The following is a 17,069-nucleotide window of genomic DNA, read 5'->3' as shown; positions in this document are numbered from 1 at the left end:
CGGGCTTTCCATCGCTTCCGGATTGTCCGGGAAGATCCTCGTCTTCATGATCATTCTTGTTTGTTCTATGGCCGCATGAGCAAGTCAGAAGTTCACATAGACGGGATTGCCCAGGAGTTCCGTCCTGCCTTCCGCGTCGACCACGATGAAACGTATCGAGTGCCGGTTGCCATCGCTTGTCCAGTGTGTTTCAACCGTCTGGTCGTTGCCGGCAAGAGGAATGGGCGAATCGAGCGGCTTGCCATCGACGATGCTCTGGACGCTCGCGCTTCCGCAGCCTACAACGTGGATCCGCAGTGCGATCGTTGCACCGCTCTTTGCGGCTATCGCATCTCCCATGTGCGCGGTAGCCTCCGCGGTATGCGCCTCTGTTTCAAGAATTCGGTTGCGGGAGCCGGTGACATCCACAAAGACGTGCCCGGCACGGATTCCATCCAGAATGGCGGCAACCGAAAGCTCTGTCGCCTGAACGACGGTCGTGGGATGACCAATCGCTGACAGGATGTCGTCAGTCTTCGGCGCCTCGTGGTTGTCGCTGCCGCCGACCCCGGTTAATCGGAAGCCTTTCGCGATCTGCTCGTCCCAGAAGGGCGACATGACGCGGTTCGCATTCACAATTTCGACGGCGGAAAACTTGGAAAGATCTACTGGCCCCGGTGGTCCCCATCCGCATCCGCGGCACCGCTCATCGGTTGGCGACATCGGATGGTTGATCGATACGATGCCGCCCTGGGATCGAATGTCCGCGACGACCTGATCGATGGTTCTGCCGCCTTGTTCCGCGACCAGATAGTTGACGTACTGCATTGTGCCAAATGCGTTGAAGTGGCCATAAAAGGTTGTCATCTCGCGGCCTGGGATCAGCAGCAGCTTGCTGAAATAGGGCTGCAGCTCTCGCATCTCCGCGTAGTGGGCCAGAGAATTATGGTCGGAGATGGCGATGAAGTCGAGATTGCGGGAAGCAGCCATCTGAGCGGTCAGGAAGAGCGGACAAGGAACGTGGGCTCCACTCTGGTTCACGCAGCTTCCGTCGCTATGCGCTGTGTGCATGTGCAGGTCGCCGCGATACCAGCGGGTATCGGTTTCAAGAGGAACGAGAGTAAAACTTGAATCTTCCAGCGGCGAGTTGAAGCGTATCTCCGCCCGGTAATGGGACGTCAGCTCCTGGCGGATGCTGGAGACGGAGATCAGCAGCTTCCACTGGCCTGGCGGAATGGCTCCGGGAATATAGGAGGGCGTGGCATCGCCCGGCCCGAGCGTGAAATGGTCCTTGTTGCTGCCGCTCTGGCCGCGGAAGCCGTTCGGATCGTGAATGCCGATGTTGAGGGTCGTCTTTTCCTGTCGGTGTGTGTAGCTGAAGTCGACCGAGATGCGATGAACTCCGGCGGGCACCAGGAACGGAACGAAGAAATGTGTATGGTTCTGGGCAACGGTGACATCGCCTTCCAAAACTACATCCGGTTTCTGTGCCTGCGCCCGCAGAGTGAGACTCCAGGCGGCGACCAGCAAAAGTAAATAGCGAAGAGATTTGATCATGGTAACCACCTTTGGGCTGTCTTCAAACTGAGATATGGTATGCATCTCGATCGAGACTGCGTGATAAGCGTTTTCACTGACCCTCTCCATTCAGTTCGCGATAGCGCTTTGCATACTCGGCTTTGTAGCGCTGCACGGCAACCTCGTAGCTTGAGGGCACATCGGGAGAAACAAGTCGCCGTTTCCAGGCGATATGCACCGATTTCGCAGTCGGCGCTATCTGGATCTCGTGATCCACCGGGCTCACCGGCCTGCCATCCACATTCACGGCAGCGACATCCATAAACCACGGAAGATGGAGCACGATTTTTTTGGGCGTATGTCCACTGGCAAATTCGGTGTGAAGGGAAAGCTCGGCCTGCGTTGCCGAAGGCATCTTGAGGCTGAAGCCGACGGTTCCGAAGTACGTCTGAGCCTTCTCCACGTTGAGAGACTTTCCAGCTCCGATCCATGCTGGAGAAACAGCGGACAGCAAATGCAGCGTATCGCCTTCTTCGCGCACCATCATGTCGCGCAGCAGGTTGCGATATTCCGCCGCAAACCAGCCGTGCGGAGCCAGGTTGCCGCTGAAGTCGCGATCGCCCCAGGGTCGAATGGAATATTCGAAGCCGGCGTTTGTCGAGCTGGTGTGAAGGAGCACCGCATAGAATTCGCGGATTGCCTGTTTCTGCTCCCCGCGGATCAATTCAGTGAGTGTGTTCTTGATCGTCAGATAGTGATGCAGATAGGTGCCCTGTCCCGGCTGACGATAGGTCACCAGATCTTCCTCATAGCGCGCCTGCGTCGCGCGCAGGGTCGCGGTTACGCGCGAATCCAATGGACTGAGCTGCTGCTCGGGAACCAGCGATAAGAGATTTCCCCAATCCGTTCCGCCCGTATCTCCATCAAGGGCAGGCGGTATATAGCCACCTGTTTTTGCCGTGACGCGGTCGAGTTGGGACATGAAGTTTTTGCGCAGTGACTCTTCGATTTTGCCGATGCGGAGTTCATCGTCATTATGGCCCAGGTCGTGAGCAAGAAGCGCCGCGGCTTCCAGGCCGTCAAGCGCGAGAAAGTTATAGCCGGTCAGATGTCCGGAGATGTATTCGTTGTCATGGATGTCGGTGGAGGGCACAATGTGCATCGGATCATCTGCCATTGCTTTCTCAAGCCAATTGACAGCGCGAAGCACGCGCGGATAGACCTTCACTGCGAAGGCTCGATCGCGAGTCATGCGATAGTGCTCGCCATACGTCCAGAGCGCTTCTCCCCAACCGTCATATTGCCCAGGCTGCGAAAGAAAGAGGCCGTCTTCTCCTTGCCTCGAAGCAAAGAAATCGACGACGTGGCCTGCAATCTGTGCGTATCCGGTCGTGTCGTACATTCGCACGAAGTCGGCGGAATCCCTTAGATAGAAGCCGTGATATTGAAGCTGATTGACGGTCTGAACGTAATCGTCCCCGATCTTATTGAGCGAGAGCAGGTCGTTCACCAGACTGGTGTCGAAGGTATCATTGACTTTTTTCTCCGAGGTTACGATTTGCATGCCCTCGGCTAGAACGCCGTTCCAGAAGTGCCGCACCTGCTGATGTCTTTCATCGAGGCTCGCCTGTTGCACCGCATTGAACTCAGGGCTGTCGGGGGCGACGGGAATCAGAGGCATCTTGAAGTCAACGGAACGATCTGAACCTGCTGGAACATTCAGCGCGTATTCCGCTGTCGCCACGGGCGTGTCCGGAAGGACAGGCATTACCCGGCTTTGGGCATTGGGCGCCGGGATGCGGTTATAGTAGTCGCGATACGTGGGAGTGAGGTAAGGTTTGGGTTCCGCAGGAAAAAAATATACGGCTGCGCCATCCCGCAGAAACGCGTTGTCCTTCACGCTATAAGCAGATTCCGGATGGAAGGCCTCGCCGGGCTGCCAGTAATCTCCCACGCGCTTACCCATGACTGGCCGGCGAAAACGATTGTCGCCCGTCGGAAACACTGTGGTCTGTGGTCCGGAGTACCGCCATGCTGAAGTAACGAATCCTCGTCTGGCCGACTTGCCCGGATTGTGCACGGTCACCCGCACGAAGTTGACCACGCGCTGCCCATTCTGCTCGGGACCAAGCGAGGCGGCAAACATCAGGAAGCGGTAGAGCAGCCCCTCGTGCTCGACTTCGTAGCAAACGATGGGGAGATGCCCATCCTCGAGGGTGCGGAGCCTTTGCGCTACCGGTTGTCTATCCACCCCGACATAAAACATCAATTCGCCGAAGCCGCTGTACAGGTATCCTTCCGGTGTAATCTCCGTCCCCGAGGGGGAATACATGACTCCAATCTGGTCGGTGGACTTGCTGGGATAGGAAAATGGCACACCAGGGAGGTCGATCGACGGAGCGACCATTCGTGGGATAGCGGTGGGAGCCAATTCGTCAACTCCTTTACTATCTTCCTGACCGTTGATTGAAGGCAATGAGAGAACGGCCATAAGCGACTGCCGCGAAGCCGGGAATGTGTAGTGGGTCTCCATGTCGGGACCAAGCTTGACCATCCCGTAAGGGATTGTGGAGCCCACGAAGGTATTGCCGCCCCAATCGACTCCGATAAAGGGATCGACATTGCGCGTGTCATACGGCAAGGACTTGGCCGTGGACTTTTGCGAGAGCAGAGAGGTAGTCAAGGCAAGAGCGCCGATGACGAGGAGCATTGAGCGCTTGAATGCAGATGAGATGTTCTTTTGCATGAAGACCGATTTCATGAATAACCTTGTTGGTAGAGGAAAAACTGCAACTTCAAGACAGCAATGCGGCATCCTTCAATTTTTCGTGTTTACTTCTCCGGCGCTGGCTCTAACGGGGAGTCTGTGCAGCCCGATGGCGCAGTGACCGGATTGCAGCGCGCAATCACGCCGCGCGGAAGCGTGATCGAGAATCCGGTCCACTTGGCTGGCTCGGCCGGGGGATAATCCGCGCTGAGGAGTTGCGCGCCGCTGGAGAGCGCTATTCTGGCGCGCGCATAGCCTTGGGATTTTGCTGTTCAATCAGCTTGCGCTCACTGGGCGCAACACCTGTGTGATAGCTGTTATGCGTCCCGATCACCTGAATCTGATTGATATGGACGATCTGGTCCTGTTGAGCAGGAGTGGTCTGTGCAATGGCGCGGACAGGGAGCGTGGCAACGATTAAGGCGGTCCAGAGGATGTTGTTCACATCGGCATTCCGTCGGTCCATGAAGGCAGGCTCTCTCTCAAAAGTTCGGGTCGAAGTTGAAGTAAATGGGATTGGACAACCCGACCATATTTCCGCTCAGCGCCGTAGACCCTGGAACCTCCGGATAAGCGGTAGGTGGTCCCTCGACCTCGACGCGGTAATAGGTCCGTCCAAGCAGCTTCGGGGTATCGGTGAACTCGACCATCGTCGTCTTGCCGCCAATGGCCTGCAAGGTGCTGAACGGGTTTCCATCCTTCACAATGTGAACGGTATAGGATGCCCCGGCAACGGTATTTCCCGTCAGCTGAACGCGGAAGTTCACCGGCTTGCCGGTTGCCTTCGCGTTGTCGCCCATCATCATGTCCATCTTGCCGTCCTGATCGAGATCGGCATAGAACTCGACACGAGGCGCATAGGGATTCGCACTGACGGCCACGCGGCCGTTCGTCAGTGCATCCACCACCGACTGCAACGTTCGCTCCTTCGCAAATACCCAGGTCGTCGGCGTCCCAACGTAATTGGCCTGCCGCTGATAAGTGTTCTTCGTAGCCAGTTCAGGAGAGTCCGGAGTGCCATGATGCGAGTCGCTTCCGCCTCTTCCGGTGAGCTTGCGGCCCGAGGAGAGCATGTCGTCCCAGATCATGATCGCGTTGGCGTTCTTCGGCCATACAGCCGAGTTCCAGACCTCGATCGAATCGACCAGATCGTAGGAGAAACCGAAGTGGTCTTTTCCGCTGGGATGATTTGCCGATAGATGAATCCCAAGCTCCTTCTTCACTGCTTCGATCACGATGTCACGCTGATCGCGCACGTCGTAGAGCCGCTGATGATCGTACGGTCTGGCAGAGAAGACATTGCCGTGGCCGCGCGTCGTAGTCCACTCGGCGCCGTAGAGAAGCAGGACGGATTTCGATTTGAATTCGGGATCGGTCCAGGTGTTATGCGCCACATCGCCCAGTACATGATTGTCATGGTCGCTGATGCAGAGATAATCCATGCCGACGGACTCGGCGAAGGAGATGATCTTGGCCTCGGAATTATTACTGGAGTCCTTGCTGTGCCGGGAGTGGAGATGAAGGTCGCCCTTGAGCCAGAAGCCATCGGTGAGGCTGGCGATGGGCGGCAGCGGGCCAAGCTCAGTCGGATCCCATGGATTGCTGTGGCTTGATTGCGCCAGGGTTGAGTTGCCGATGCAACCCATCATGATCAAACCAGCCGCGAAAACAGGGAGGCGCATACTCAGTTCCTTTCACATATAGCTAAAAACGAAGATTGTGTTGGGCATGCGCCCACGAGGGCAAACGCAGCGAAGGGCTGTTGGCGAAGATGCGGCCTATGGAAATTCGCCGTAGAGCTTTCGCATCTGGATAGCACAAGCATTTGCCGGCAATGCTTTAATCGTCGTCTTTCGTGATCATGTCGCCCGCATCGATGAGGGGACGGAAGCGGTGTACCGGCGGCGGCATGGGCGAGTTTGCGCCTTTGACGCTTTTCCAGATGATTTCGTTCAGCGCATGCATCGGAGCGCGGTCTACGTCGGAAAAATCCATCTTTCTGCTCTCGTCCGATCCGTAGTCACCGTTTTTGTTCTTTGCGTTGACATCGATCTCCGGCTGAATCACATCGAACGGAGTCACCTGAGCTTCCGTTCCGAAAGACGCGTACATCGGCATGGCGGCCGCATCATATTGGCTCATTGGCGGCATGCCGAGCAGCAGTTCGATAGATCTGACCATCGAGCTTGTGGAGTACAGGGTGCTGTCTACGATGCCGCGCTTTACATAGGGGCTCAACACCAGTCCTACTGTGCGCCGCGCGTCCACGTGGTCCGGGCCATCCTGCCCGTCGTCCTCAATGATGAAGATTGCTGTGTTTGGCCAGTAGCGGCTGTGGCTGACCGCATCGACAAGCTGCCCGATCGCGTAGTCGTTGCTCGCCACCATCGCGCGGGGCGTAAACGCGCCGGGAGCGGTGCCGCGTGTGTGGTCTTCTGGCATGCTCATCACAACAAAGTTTGGGAACTGTTTATTCGGGTCGGAACTGTCGTAATTTTTTTCGTATTCCTTGAACTCTTTCAGGAAGACAGCCACGTTTGCTGTATCGCGCTGGCGCGATCCGAGATAGTCAGCGGCAACATGACCGACAAGTCCTCCCGCGCCAGGAGCGGCATCCATCGTTGTGCCGGTGCTGGCGCGCGCGGCATACTCGCCGTAGGACCGGTATGTGAGCCCTTTGCGTGCTGCCAAATCCCACAAATGCCCTGCCGACGGGATATACGCCCGCGTCGGCACTGCATTGCTGCGACCGGCATAAGTCGGCGGCCAATACCGTTCGTTGAAGTCTGTTGCATAGGCCGAGTCCGACCACGAATGGCCGTCCACGCTGACCTCGCCATCGCAGTAAAGGTTGTCGAGGATCACATATTGCTTCGCCAGTGCGTGTTGATTAGGCGTCACCTCCTCGCCAAAGATGGTCAGCCGAGGGTCGCCGTTGGCGCCTTTGAGGTCGCCGAACTCCTGGTCATAGGTGCGGTTTTCCTTGATGATGTAAATCACGTGCTTGATGGGCGTCTCGACGCCGACCTCGCGCGGTAGAATCGTAGGTTCTTTGGATGGCCGCGCCTCCGACAACAGAGAGTCGTTGTAGGGCGTATTCTCAATCACTTCATGCGTCCACTTCGGCAGGCTTTGCCGCAGATCTGCCACGGGTAAGACTTCGATGCTGCTCTTCTGGAGCGTCTTGACGGTTTCGTCGCCGTTCCACTTCGAGGCGAGCGGACTTCCGACGCCTTTGAGATCCGGATGTCCTTCTTCGCCTTTGCTGTTGCCGATGAAAAGCGTATTGTTGTTTTCCGCCAGCGCCAGCGCCGAGGGATACCATCCGGTTGGAATGAATCCGATCACAGCGCTGTGGCCGCGCACCGCAATCCGGATCACGGCAATCGAGTTGTTGTCGGCATTCGCCACGTATAGAATCTTGCGTTTGTTATCGATCTCGATCGCATCCGGCGTCGAGCCTTCAGGCGCAAATGGAGACAATGTTGTCGAAAGCCGTTCGACGACTTCGAGTGTGTTCGTATCGATCACATGGATCGTATTGTCATTCGAGCAGACTACGAACAACCGGCCGTCCGCCGCCAGCTTCATGTCATTCGGATTCATTCCCACATGCAATGTGCGGATGACTTTATTCGTCCCGGTATCGATGACGCTCACGCTCTCACTCGCCCAATTCGAGACGAACAGCCTGCGTCCATCCTTGCTCAACACGGTTGCATAGGGATTGATCTCGACGGGAATCCGGGTCACGATCTGGCGTGTGTCGGCATCGAAGACGACAACGTTGCTTGGCGCGGTTCCGGTTCCACGATTGGCAGCGTAGATCAGATGCTTGCCGGGCAGATACGCTACACCGGACCACCAGACCTTCTTTGCATCGATTGTTTCGACAAGACCGCCCGTGGGCTTCTCGCTCAGGAGACCGTCTTTATAGGTGAATTCATAAATGGGAGCCATGCTTCCGGCGATGTTCTTAGCGCCCGTAGCATTGCCGCCCGAAACATACAAAGTATGACCGTCGGATGACCATGCGAGCCCCAGCCAGGTTGTCTTGAGCGGGATCTGCTGGACGAGCTTTCGCGTCTTCACGTCGATCACGTCAATGCCATGCGGCAGGTAGCCCGAATGCGTCGCGACAATGATTTTGCCGTCCGGCGATACCACCGCATTCAGTACCAGGTCTTCGATCGTCGCAATGGCCTTTCCGGCTGGAGTGATGCGCCAGCCGTTCGGCAGGTCGAAGCCGCCTGCGATGTACTTTGGATTTTGCTGTGTGGGGTCGCCGATGGTGCGCGCCGGAGTTTGTGCTGCTGGAAGGGAAGTTGTTTGGCTACCGCATGTTTGGAAGAGACAGGTAAACAGCAGGACAATTACCAGACGTCGATTCATATTCATACATAACTTCCTATCTATGGGCTTATAAGATGTCGAGCCGATGTTCCTATAGCCGCAATTTGAGATGAGGTGCGATTGATTGCGCCCGTCTGTCAGAGTCTCTATGCCTGACAGACGGGCGCGGTCCTATGCGCGATTTGTTTAGAAGTTGAACTTGGCGCCGAACTCCATCGTGCGGTTCTCATTGATCGTCGACGAAATTATGCCGACTGAGGCAGGATTGCTGATAGCAGCGCTGGGAACGCCGAAGTTGGGATGATTGGCGATATTAAAAACCTCGGCTCGGAGCTGTACCCTGTAGCGCTCCGCAAAGTCGATGTTCTTCACGAGATTCATGTCCCAGTTCTGGGCATGCGGCCCCCACAGCATGTCATAGCCGGAGGTTCCGAATGTGTATGGCTGCGGAGCTGTAAAAGCCGCGGGATTGAACCATTCCGCAAGGGATTTGTGCGCCGGATACAACGGAACCCCGGGAATACGATCGGCACGGCCGTTGGCGCCGTATACCTGTGATCCCGGTGCCGTGTAGGTAACAGAGAAGGGTTGACCGGTTTCGAAGGTGGTGACGCCGGCTAGCTGCCATCCGCCGATGATCTTGTCGGCTATGCCACTCGCGTTGCCGAAGAGCGCCTTCCCCCGGCCCATGGGAAGCTCATAGGCATAGTTGAGCTGGAGCACCTGCGGGGTATTGCTGGAGATGTTGCCATAGGAATCGCCGATGGTGGTTGGGTTCTGAAAATTTTCCACGCCCAAAATGCGAATCCATTGATACTCCGCGTTGATCATCAGGCCGTTCTTGTACTTTTTATGCACGCCCACCTGCAAAGAATTGGTCATGCTGTGAAAGATAGGATCGAAAGCCTCCGAAATGGTGTTAAAGGGTTGGTAAGGCCGTTGCGACTGCTCGGTGTAATCGCCAGGCGGCGCATAGTTAAGATCCGGTTCCGTGTTACCGGGACCGCCGGAATTATTCTGGTGAAGGGCTCGCTGACCGATATAGCCGATACGCAGATCAATCTCTCCGGGCAACTGCCGTTCGATCGCGAGGTTGTACTGCTCGGTGTAGGGGGCGGTGGTTTTGTGCTGCGCGACAACGGAGGGATTAGCGGGCACAGTTGAGCTGGCGGCGAATGGCGCGTTCATGCTGATGCCTGGCGTCTTCGCCGTGTTGCTATAGGTAAGCGTGGTGTCGAACGGAAGATTGGTGAAGCCGTTGTCGATATAAGACGATGGCATCATGTTGTAGTACTGACCCACCGCGCCGCGGATGACCGTCTTCTGGTCGATCTGATAAGCGAACCCGAATCGCGGAGCGATATTGGTCATAGCCTGCCCCAGATAAGCGAACATGCTGTTAGGCAAACCCACGTTGGATGAAAGCACCGTATCAGGGATGTAGACCGGGTTTGCGATCGCGGGATAGGAGTTGCCGAAGACCACGACCTTGCCAACACTGGGAACAAAGAGCGATTCGGTCCCATAGGGGTTGTCGTGGAATCTCTGCACGTCGTAGCGCAGGCCGAAATTGAGTGTCAGTTTCCGAAACGGCTTCCAATCGTCCTGGACATAAGCGGCATACTGACTGGAGTTGAAGCGCACCACAAAGTCCAGCGGGGTTGCGGTTTGGGTGGTGGTCGGGTAGCCGAGAAGGAAATCGGCATAAGCAATGTCTGTGTATTGTCCGTTGAACGTGAAGGCGCCATGCGAGACCGCGCTGTTCTGCCAGGAATCGTTATACAGGTAGGATATGCCTGCTTTGATGGTGTGTTTTGCCAGAACCTTGGTGAGCGCGGTGTTGCCCTGATAGGTTTGCTCGAGGTTTTTCGATCCGGCCTCGCTGAACGGGGTGATGTTGGTGATCGATATCGACGGCGCGCCTTCCAGCGTCTGTGCGGACAGCCCCGGGATGATCGCGGAGAAGTCGGTCTTGTAGTTTTGCGCGGTGCGGTAGAGCGGCAGGTGCAGATAGGAGATGTAGCTGTCCAGCAGCAAAGTGGGCGAGAAGGTGTGGGTCCAGCCTGCCACAAAGATATCGTTGTGTTCGCCATCCTGTGCCACGCCGCCGGCCAGACTGGACCCGGCGCCCTCGGAGGCCACGTCTTTGAATGGTCCGTAAAAGGCGCGAAGCCAGGTTCCTCGAATCTGGTCTTTATCGTCGATCTTGTGATCTACGCGCAAGTTGAAGCGGCTGATACCCGTGGTGTGTGGAACCAGCTCAGTCGTGTTGATGCCGGTGGACTGCGTCGTTGACTGAGGCATGAGCATGTTTTGCAACTGAACATCGACCGGATTGAAGGGGACGTTGATGACGTTGCCTGGGAATGGCTGACCGGTCAATGGATTCTTGATAACCGTGCCCGCCGCCGATGTGGCGCAGCTGCCGCCGGCGAGGAAGCAACTGAAATCGCCATTCCGCTCTGCTGTGGTGGGCTGAGTGCTGGTGAGAGTAACGGACTGGGTTAGGTTGAAGCCTTCGTAGCTGGTGAAGAAAAAGGTGCGATCCTTTCCGTTGTAGAGATGCGGAATATAAATCGGTCCGCTAAGGTTCCCGCCGTACTCATTGCGCTGGTAGGGCGGACGGGCCGGTGCGTCCGCGTTCGGGTACCATTGTTTGGCGGCTGTACCGCGGCTGCGGTTATACTCCAATGCTTCGCCATGCAGCGCATTGCCGCCGCTGGCGCTCACCACAATCACCTGATTGGGCTGACCGAATTCCGCCGGCGCGCCTTGGGTAATGACCTTGAACTCCGCGATGGCATCGAGCGGCGGCACTTCGCCCTCACCGCGTTGCAGTTCGATCTCTTCGTTGGTCACGCCGTCGAAGGTAAATCCAGCGTCGCCGTAGGCGTTGCGCTGATTGCTGCCGAAGGCCAGCGTTATGCCGCGGACCGGAACCGTGTCCTGTGTGGCGACGTCCTGAACGCCAGGCACGAGGCTGATGAGGCCAAGGACACTGAGATGCCCGTTGAGCGGGGTGTTCTGGATGGTGGAGCTGTCAATCACCAAGCCCACAGACGAGGTTTCGGTCTGGATCACCGGAGCGGCGCTCGACACACTCACCGTCTGTACCGCTGAGCCTACGTTGAGCTTGACGTCGACCTGGGACAACTGATCGATCGCCAGAGCAATCTTGTTCTGCTGGGAAATCTGGAAGCCGGTTTTCTCGACTGTTACGCTGTAGTTTCCAGGTGGGAGTTCAGGCACCCGATAGGACCCCACATTGGAGGTCATGGCAATGCGGGTCGCATTGGTGTCCACGTTGCGCACGGTCACCGTGGCTTCCGCGATCGCGGCCCCGCTGGAATCGGTCACCGTTCCGGTGATCGATCCGGTAATGCCCTGGCAGAATGAAGACTGCCCAGTTGCGATCAGAAGCAAGGCCACCAGGCCGAAGATTAAATTCAAACCCAGAAAGGGTCTCATCTTTCCTTGCCTGTCTGATCGAAAGATTGCGCGCGGCGTCTCCAATAACAAAGTTTTCATATTCACCTTTCGCTTTCATGGGAATGCACACGGTATGAGCACAAGTTGGGCTCGCTGGCCCGAATGTCTTGAGTATTGGATGGAACAATAGATCGCGGTAGGGGTTTTCTCATGTTTGAGCCCTTGGACACGGTGCAATGCCGGTATCTTTCGCAAAATCATCACAGGGTGCGTTTCATCTGGAGAGATGAACACATGTGTGCGAATGCCGCGAGACACATGGATTCATGAGGCGTTCATCAAGTCGATTTAGACTCGATTCCAACAAAGAAAGTTCGCATGCCATGCAAACCCTGGAGACATCACTGAAGGCTACGCAGGGCTTTGTGTCCCGGCTGGACGGCGTGCCAGGCGTGGAACTGCCTATCAATGCAGAAGACGCTCGGTGGCAGCTTGCATTGCGTATCGCTGCAAGTGGATCGCTGGGGCGTTCGGGTCTGCTCTCGGATTTCCTTCTCTACATCGTTGGTCGCTGTATTCGAGGCCGCACAGAGGAGATTACAGAACAACGGATCGGTGTAATCGTCTTCGGGAGGGCGGAAGATTACGACCCGAACGACGACAACATCGTACGCAGCTATGCGCGGAAACTGCGCAAGCGTATCGAAGAGTATTTCGCGACGGAAGGACGTGAGGAGACTCTACGGCTTGAGGTTCCTCGCGGTGGATACACGCCGATTTTTTCTGACGTTGCTCCGCCTTCACCTCGAATCGATGATGGCGCTTTTTCAGAAGAAACCGAAGCCCAGGAATCCGAGACAACGAAATCGGTGGCGCCCGAAAAGCTTGAGATTGTCTCAGGCCTTGTCCCAGGAGTCCCCCATAAGGCTGATGGACGCTTTCGCATCAGTCCGGGCATGATCGTTGCGCTTCTAGTGGGTCTTCTCCTTGGGGTCGGCATCATGCTTCTGAAGCACTCCAGATTGATGGAGTCCCGACGGGAGGCGTTATCGCACATCCTCTGGGGGCAATTATTCAGCAGGGATCACGACACCTTCATTGTGCCTTCCGACGATGGTCTTGTCATTATGCAGCGGCTGATTGAGCGCCCGGTGCCGCTCACCGAATACATGAACGGAAGCTATCGGACATCGGTGAAGACTGACACTGAGCCCGATGCGAAGGAGATTCTCAAGTTGGGGGGGCGCCGCTTCACCAGCGTGGTAGACCTCGGTCTCGCAGTCCATCTGGCGCAATTGAGGGAAGTCGTTCCCGAGCGCATGATGGTCCGTTATGCGCACGACTTACGCATTTACGATCTACGCGCGGGCAATGTCATTCTCATTGGGTCCGACGAGGCGAATCCCTGGATCGAACTCTTTCGCCCTCAGTTGCACTTCCGGTTTCGGTTCGATCCAGACCCAGATAAGCCATCGGGATTTGTAAACCTGTACCCGCGACCTGGCGAAGCCACACTCTACAGTACCAAAGGACAGGAAGAGCAGACCTACGGAATCATCGCTTACCTGCCGAATCTTACCAAAACAGGCCACGTGCTCATTGTTGCTGGCCTGAATGCCGCGGGAACGGAAGCGGCCGCCACTTTTCTGCTCGATCCAGCATCGATGATGTCCACCTTGCAGCGAGCCAGAACGACGGACGGAACCCTGCAGCCATTCGAATTGCTTGTAGGTGCCGGCAACGTAGCGACCAACGCCTCAACGCCGACCGTTGTGCTAGAGCGAATCGGCCTGCCTTCCGGACGATGAGAAACCTCGACATCTGAACCCTTCTTGATGGCACCTGCCTGCCCGGTTAGATCTGCGCTGCTTGTTATCCTTCGATGGCTGAGTAGTTCGCCACCTGGCAAGGGTCCGATTATATGTTTCTGTAATATGCTTTCCCCTCATTTCACGCTAAGCTCGACTACGCAGGGTGGGATAGAGCCTGGTATTCATTGGCTCAGTTGTCACGATTCGGGCACCTCCCGCTCGCAGAAGCCGGTCAAGAGGAAGACCTGAAAGACCAACTTCTCCTCAGGGGTGCAGTCTGCAAAGAAGGACTTCAGCTCTTCCGGTTGGTAGACTTCCACTTTCTTGTCAACGATCTTAGGCCTGCCGCCCTTCAAGCTGACCGCTTCGCCGTTGACGAGGATGAATTTAGGGTGGGTTTTTCCCCTGTTTCACGACCGGTACGAATTGCCATTTTCCGTCCAACCGGCGATACTGTTTAAGGTTGACTTGATGTCCATAGTAGCTATCCGTAGCGGGTTCGATATCTCCCAATCGATGATGAGACGAGGGCTGCTTTTTGAGAATAGGCCCGCGTCTCGGAACGTCTATCGGGTAGAAAATTCTCGCAGATTGCATAGTAAAATGGTCAGGAAGCCAGTTTCATTATGTAAGTTATCAAAAGCAATGGCGCTATCGTCTAGGGGTTAGGACGTGAGATTCTCAATCTTAAAACACGGGTTCGATTCCCGTTAGCGCTACCAAGTAAACCAAGCAGAATCATAAATTTAGATGACGCCGCCGAAAGCGGCGTTTTCATTTTGTGTGTTGTGTCAGCACTGTGTCAGCAAAAATGACCGGCCTGATCCTGACACAAATTTTCTGTGTCAGCGCTCGCCGCCCACTGACTTCAGAAGTTTTTGCAGCTCACTTTTTTCGGGTGATGCAGCCCCGCATGAATAGCGCGCAAGAGCCTTAAAACTTGTCTGCGTAACCCGCGCTCGACGGGCGGTATTGTTACGCCGACGCTCAGATGCTGACAGACTCCGAAGCATGGAGGCTGACACGGCATGACATCCGACATTCAAACCGCAAATCCGTTGCTCGGCGCTGACTATCTGACAGAGGCGCAGACTGCCGACTTCCTCGGCGTTCACAAGCGCACGCTCTACCGCCGCTACCTTGAGCGCACAGGGCCGCCGTGCATCGCAGTGGGCCGCAAGATTTTCTACAAACGCGCCTCCGTGCTCGCATGGCTGGACTCACGCGAACGGCAACAGGTTGCCGGCATCGTCCATAATCCGCAGCAGAATGCCAACCTCATCGTTGACGGTCTTTGGCGAAGCGTTTTCGCGCAAGCGTTGGTCTTGGTAATCTCTGACCGTTTGCTCGCTCACTTCGACCATCATCCGGTCCCCTAGCAGACGTTGCAGATGCCGCACGGCATAGGTCGCAAATACCGCCGACTGCGGATTGCGTAGCTTGTAGCTGGTCAGAAAATCGGTGGCAATCTCGTTGACGGTGCGGACACGCTCATGACGAACGTCCTCGAAGCTGTTGAAGCCCTCTGCAAGTTCACGGCGTCGCCGTTGCTCCGCGGATTTGGCCACAGTCTTTGAGGCAGATTTTGTCGATTCCTGGATACGCCGTCCGGAAAACCAGAACTCGTACCACCAAACATCACCACGACGAAAGAGACTCATGAGAATGGCTCCTGTTCTCCTGCCTACTCACTTTCTGCAGGGGGAGATTCAAACGAGGATGCGCGCCGGATCGTGCGCACATCGAGAAACATCTTTTGCGGGCTGGTTGTGGTTGCGCCTTCTAAGGGGACGAAACCGTAGCGTGCATACCATCCAGCCTTGTCAAGATAGGCGTCGGTGATGATGCAACGACAGCCAACTTCATCGGCAACGCGCAGGGTAATTTTGAGAGCTTCTGATAGCAAAGCGTGGCCGAGCCCCCTGCCGCTGAATCGCTTGTCTACCGCCAAGCGGGCCAACAAAATCAAAGGCAGGTCGTATGGGGGCAATCCGCGCACATATTTCTTGGGAAGTCGGTCGCGGGGCACACTGGAAGTGGCTAACGTGAAGTAGCCGAGCACGGTGTGAGGTGCGGATTCATCCACCGCGACGTGCGTCACGCCGATAGAGATCTTTTGCTGATTCGTCCACGCATGGCGCTTCAAATAATTGTTGAGCGGTTCATCTCCACAATCGAAGTTCTCTACTCCATCGGATTCTTCGAGTCGACGAATCGTTACCGCCACTTTATCGCCTCATGGCCCGAATGAGGGCATCGGTGGGATCAGCGGGCTGCCCGGAGGCAAGTTCAGCGAGACTTCCCAGTTCCTTGTCCGTCCAGCGAATATCGACGTGCGGCAAGGTCACTTCCGGGGCAACACGCTCCAGGCGGGGGAAAATCAGGATTTTGCGTTCACCTGTTGAACTCTCACTGACGATGTGATGGCCGCGCTTACGCTCCGAGACAGCCCAACGGAACAATGCGAGCGCGTCCGAGAGAAAGTCCGTATTGCTCGTCATTTGCAGCTCTGCCTTGAGAATCCGCACCATACTGTCTTCCGAAGGTGCCAGGTCGGCTTGAAACTTCGATTTGCGAGGCGTGGGAGCTTTGACCGGAAGTGTAGCCGCTTTCTTTGGTTTTTCTTTGACCACCGGGGGCATGGGAGTCCTCCTGTGCATAGGATACTCCGATCGCAGTGTAAATTCGAGTGCTTTTCGATTCATCTCTTGCGTTCCCTTAAATTCCTTCGCCCTGTTGAGGTTAGGAATCGCTCCGGCAATCTACTCGTTTTCTTTATCCCGATCGTCTGAGCAGTTCGTTGCTCCAAGCGGGTTTGGGCATGAATCGCTCGGTGGCATCTTCACCGCCGCTCGGCTGGGTCTGTTCCCATTGGGCGAGTTCCTGCTTGTCATAGCGAACAAGGGAACCGAACTTGTAGAATTTCGGTCCGCGTTTCTCCAGCCGCCACCGGCGGAGAGTTGCGAGGCTGACGTGCGTTCGTTCCGCGACTTCGATTTCGGTCAGGAATTGGGCGTTCATGACAATTGACGCCTCCGATCTTTTATTAGAGTATTTTAATTTAGTCATATACATTGTATGCGATACTGTTCATGTATTTTTGAAGGGGTATGGATGCCAGCCTATTCGCAGGATTTGCGGGATCGTGTGTTGGGTGCGTTGGATCGGGGGGATCGTCCCACGGAGATTGCGCGGCGGTTCGAGGTGAGCCG

General features: G+C 56.0%; 13 protein-coding genes, 1 tRNA gene and 1 pseudogene. 4 read left to right on the top strand and 11 right to left on the bottom strand.

Annotated features, from left to right (window positions below; all coding sequences use genetic code 11):
* Positions 1-84: 84 nt before the first annotated feature.
* Both ABSG47_RS05210 and ABSG47_RS05205 read right to left on the bottom strand, forming a co-directional pair.
* On the bottom strand, positions 85-1,536 hold the full coding sequence (locus ABSG47_RS05210; protein WP_424167299.1) for a CehA/McbA family metallohydrolase: 1,452 nt from the start codon (positions 1,534-1,536) through the stop codon (positions 85-87).
* A gap of 73 nt (positions 1,537-1,609) precedes the next feature.
* Entirely contained in the window at positions 1,610-4,243 is a 2,634-nt protein-coding gene (locus tag ABSG47_RS05205) for a glucosidase family protein (RefSeq protein ID WP_424167296.1), read from the bottom strand.
* Here ABSG47_RS05205 and ABSG47_RS05200 point away from each other — a divergent pair.
* Positions 4,242-4,385 (top strand): hypothetical protein, encoded by a 144-nt coding sequence (locus ABSG47_RS05200; protein ID WP_424167294.1) that lies wholly within the window; start codon positions 4,242-4,244, stop codon positions 4,383-4,385. The two genes, ABSG47_RS05205 and ABSG47_RS05200, sit on opposite strands and share 2 nt — an antisense overlap.
* Here the strand turns inward: ABSG47_RS05200 and ABSG47_RS05195 are convergent.
* The 5 genes from ABSG47_RS05195 to ABSG47_RS05175 form a co-directional block, all read right to left on the bottom strand.
* Entirely contained in the window at positions 4,330-4,503 is a 174-nt protein-coding gene (locus tag ABSG47_RS05195) for a Ca2+-dependent phosphoinositide-specific phospholipase C (RefSeq protein WP_424167370.1), read from the bottom strand. The two genes, ABSG47_RS05200 and ABSG47_RS05195, sit on opposite strands and share 56 nt — an antisense overlap.
* Positions 4,500-4,730 (bottom strand): Ca2+-dependent phosphoinositide-specific phospholipase C, encoded by a 231-nt coding sequence (locus ABSG47_RS05190; RefSeq protein WP_424167291.1) that lies wholly within the window; start codon positions 4,728-4,730, stop codon positions 4,500-4,502. Before ABSG47_RS05190 ends, ABSG47_RS05195 begins: the two co-directional genes overlap by 4 nt.
* A gap of 16 nt (positions 4,731-4,746) precedes the next feature.
* A complete protein-coding gene (locus ABSG47_RS05185) occupies positions 4,747-5,946 on the bottom strand; it encodes a CehA/McbA family metallohydrolase (protein ID WP_424167288.1) in 1,200 nt (399 codons plus the stop codon).
* Between the two features lie 157 nt (positions 5,947-6,103).
* Positions 6,104-8,656: a bifunctional YncE family protein/alkaline phosphatase family protein gene (locus tag ABSG47_RS05180; RefSeq protein ID WP_424167286.1), complete on the bottom strand. Its 2,553-nt coding sequence runs from the start codon at positions 8,654-8,656 to the stop codon at positions 6,104-6,106.
* Between the two features lie 147 nt (positions 8,657-8,803).
* On the bottom strand, positions 8,804-12,085 hold the full coding sequence (locus ABSG47_RS05175; protein WP_424167284.1) for an outer membrane beta-barrel protein: 3,282 nt from the start codon (positions 12,083-12,085) through the stop codon (positions 8,804-8,806).
* A gap of 344 nt (positions 12,086-12,429) precedes the next feature.
* Here ABSG47_RS05175 and ABSG47_RS05170 point away from each other — a divergent pair, with 344 nt between their 5' ends.
* The 3 genes and pseudogenes from ABSG47_RS05170 to ABSG47_RS05160 form a co-directional block, all read left to right on the top strand.
* The gene (locus tag ABSG47_RS05170; RefSeq protein WP_424167281.1) at positions 12,430-13,854 is read left to right on the top strand and encodes a hypothetical protein; all 1,425 of its coding nucleotides are present in this window, start codon (positions 12,430-12,432) and stop codon (positions 13,852-13,854) included.
* Between the two features lie 650 nt (positions 13,855-14,504).
* Positions 14,505-14,579, top strand: a tRNA-Glu gene (locus tag ABSG47_RS05165).
* A 306-nt stretch (positions 14,580-14,885) separates the two neighbouring features.
* Positions 14,886-15,023 (top strand): annotated as a pseudogene (locus tag ABSG47_RS05160) (hypothetical protein); the annotation flags it as partial.
* 54 nt (positions 15,024-15,077) lie between these two features.
* Here ABSG47_RS05160 and ABSG47_RS05155 read toward each other — a convergent pair.
* The 4 genes from ABSG47_RS05155 to ABSG47_RS05140 form a co-directional block, all read right to left on the bottom strand.
* Positions 15,078-15,518, bottom strand: coding sequence for a hypothetical protein (locus tag ABSG47_RS05155; protein WP_424167373.1), 441 nt, complete (start codon positions 15,516-15,518; stop codon positions 15,078-15,080).
* A gap of 23 nt (positions 15,519-15,541) precedes the next feature.
* On the bottom strand, positions 15,542-16,084 hold the full coding sequence (locus ABSG47_RS05150; protein ID WP_424167279.1) for a GNAT family N-acetyltransferase: 543 nt from the start codon (positions 16,082-16,084) through the stop codon (positions 15,542-15,544).
* Between the two features lies 1 nt (position 16,085).
* The gene (locus ABSG47_RS05145) at positions 16,086-16,499 is read right to left on the bottom strand and encodes a hypothetical protein (RefSeq protein WP_424167277.1); all 414 of its coding nucleotides are present in this window, start codon (positions 16,497-16,499) and stop codon (positions 16,086-16,088) included.
* A gap of 133 nt (positions 16,500-16,632) precedes the next feature.
* The gene (locus ABSG47_RS05140; RefSeq protein WP_424167275.1) at positions 16,633-16,878 is read right to left on the bottom strand and encodes a helix-turn-helix transcriptional regulator; all 246 of its coding nucleotides are present in this window, start codon (positions 16,876-16,878) and stop codon (positions 16,633-16,635) included.
* Between the last annotated feature and the right edge of the window lie 191 nt (positions 16,879-17,069).

It is taken from the genome of Occallatibacter sp., from assembly GCF_049510455.1.
In the GTDB taxonomy this organism is placed as follows: Bacteria; Acidobacteriota; Terriglobia; order Terriglobales; family Acidobacteriaceae; genus Telmatobacter.
The sequence above is the reverse complement of the archived record's forward strand: the minus strand, read 5'-3'. Positions and strand labels throughout refer to the sequence as shown.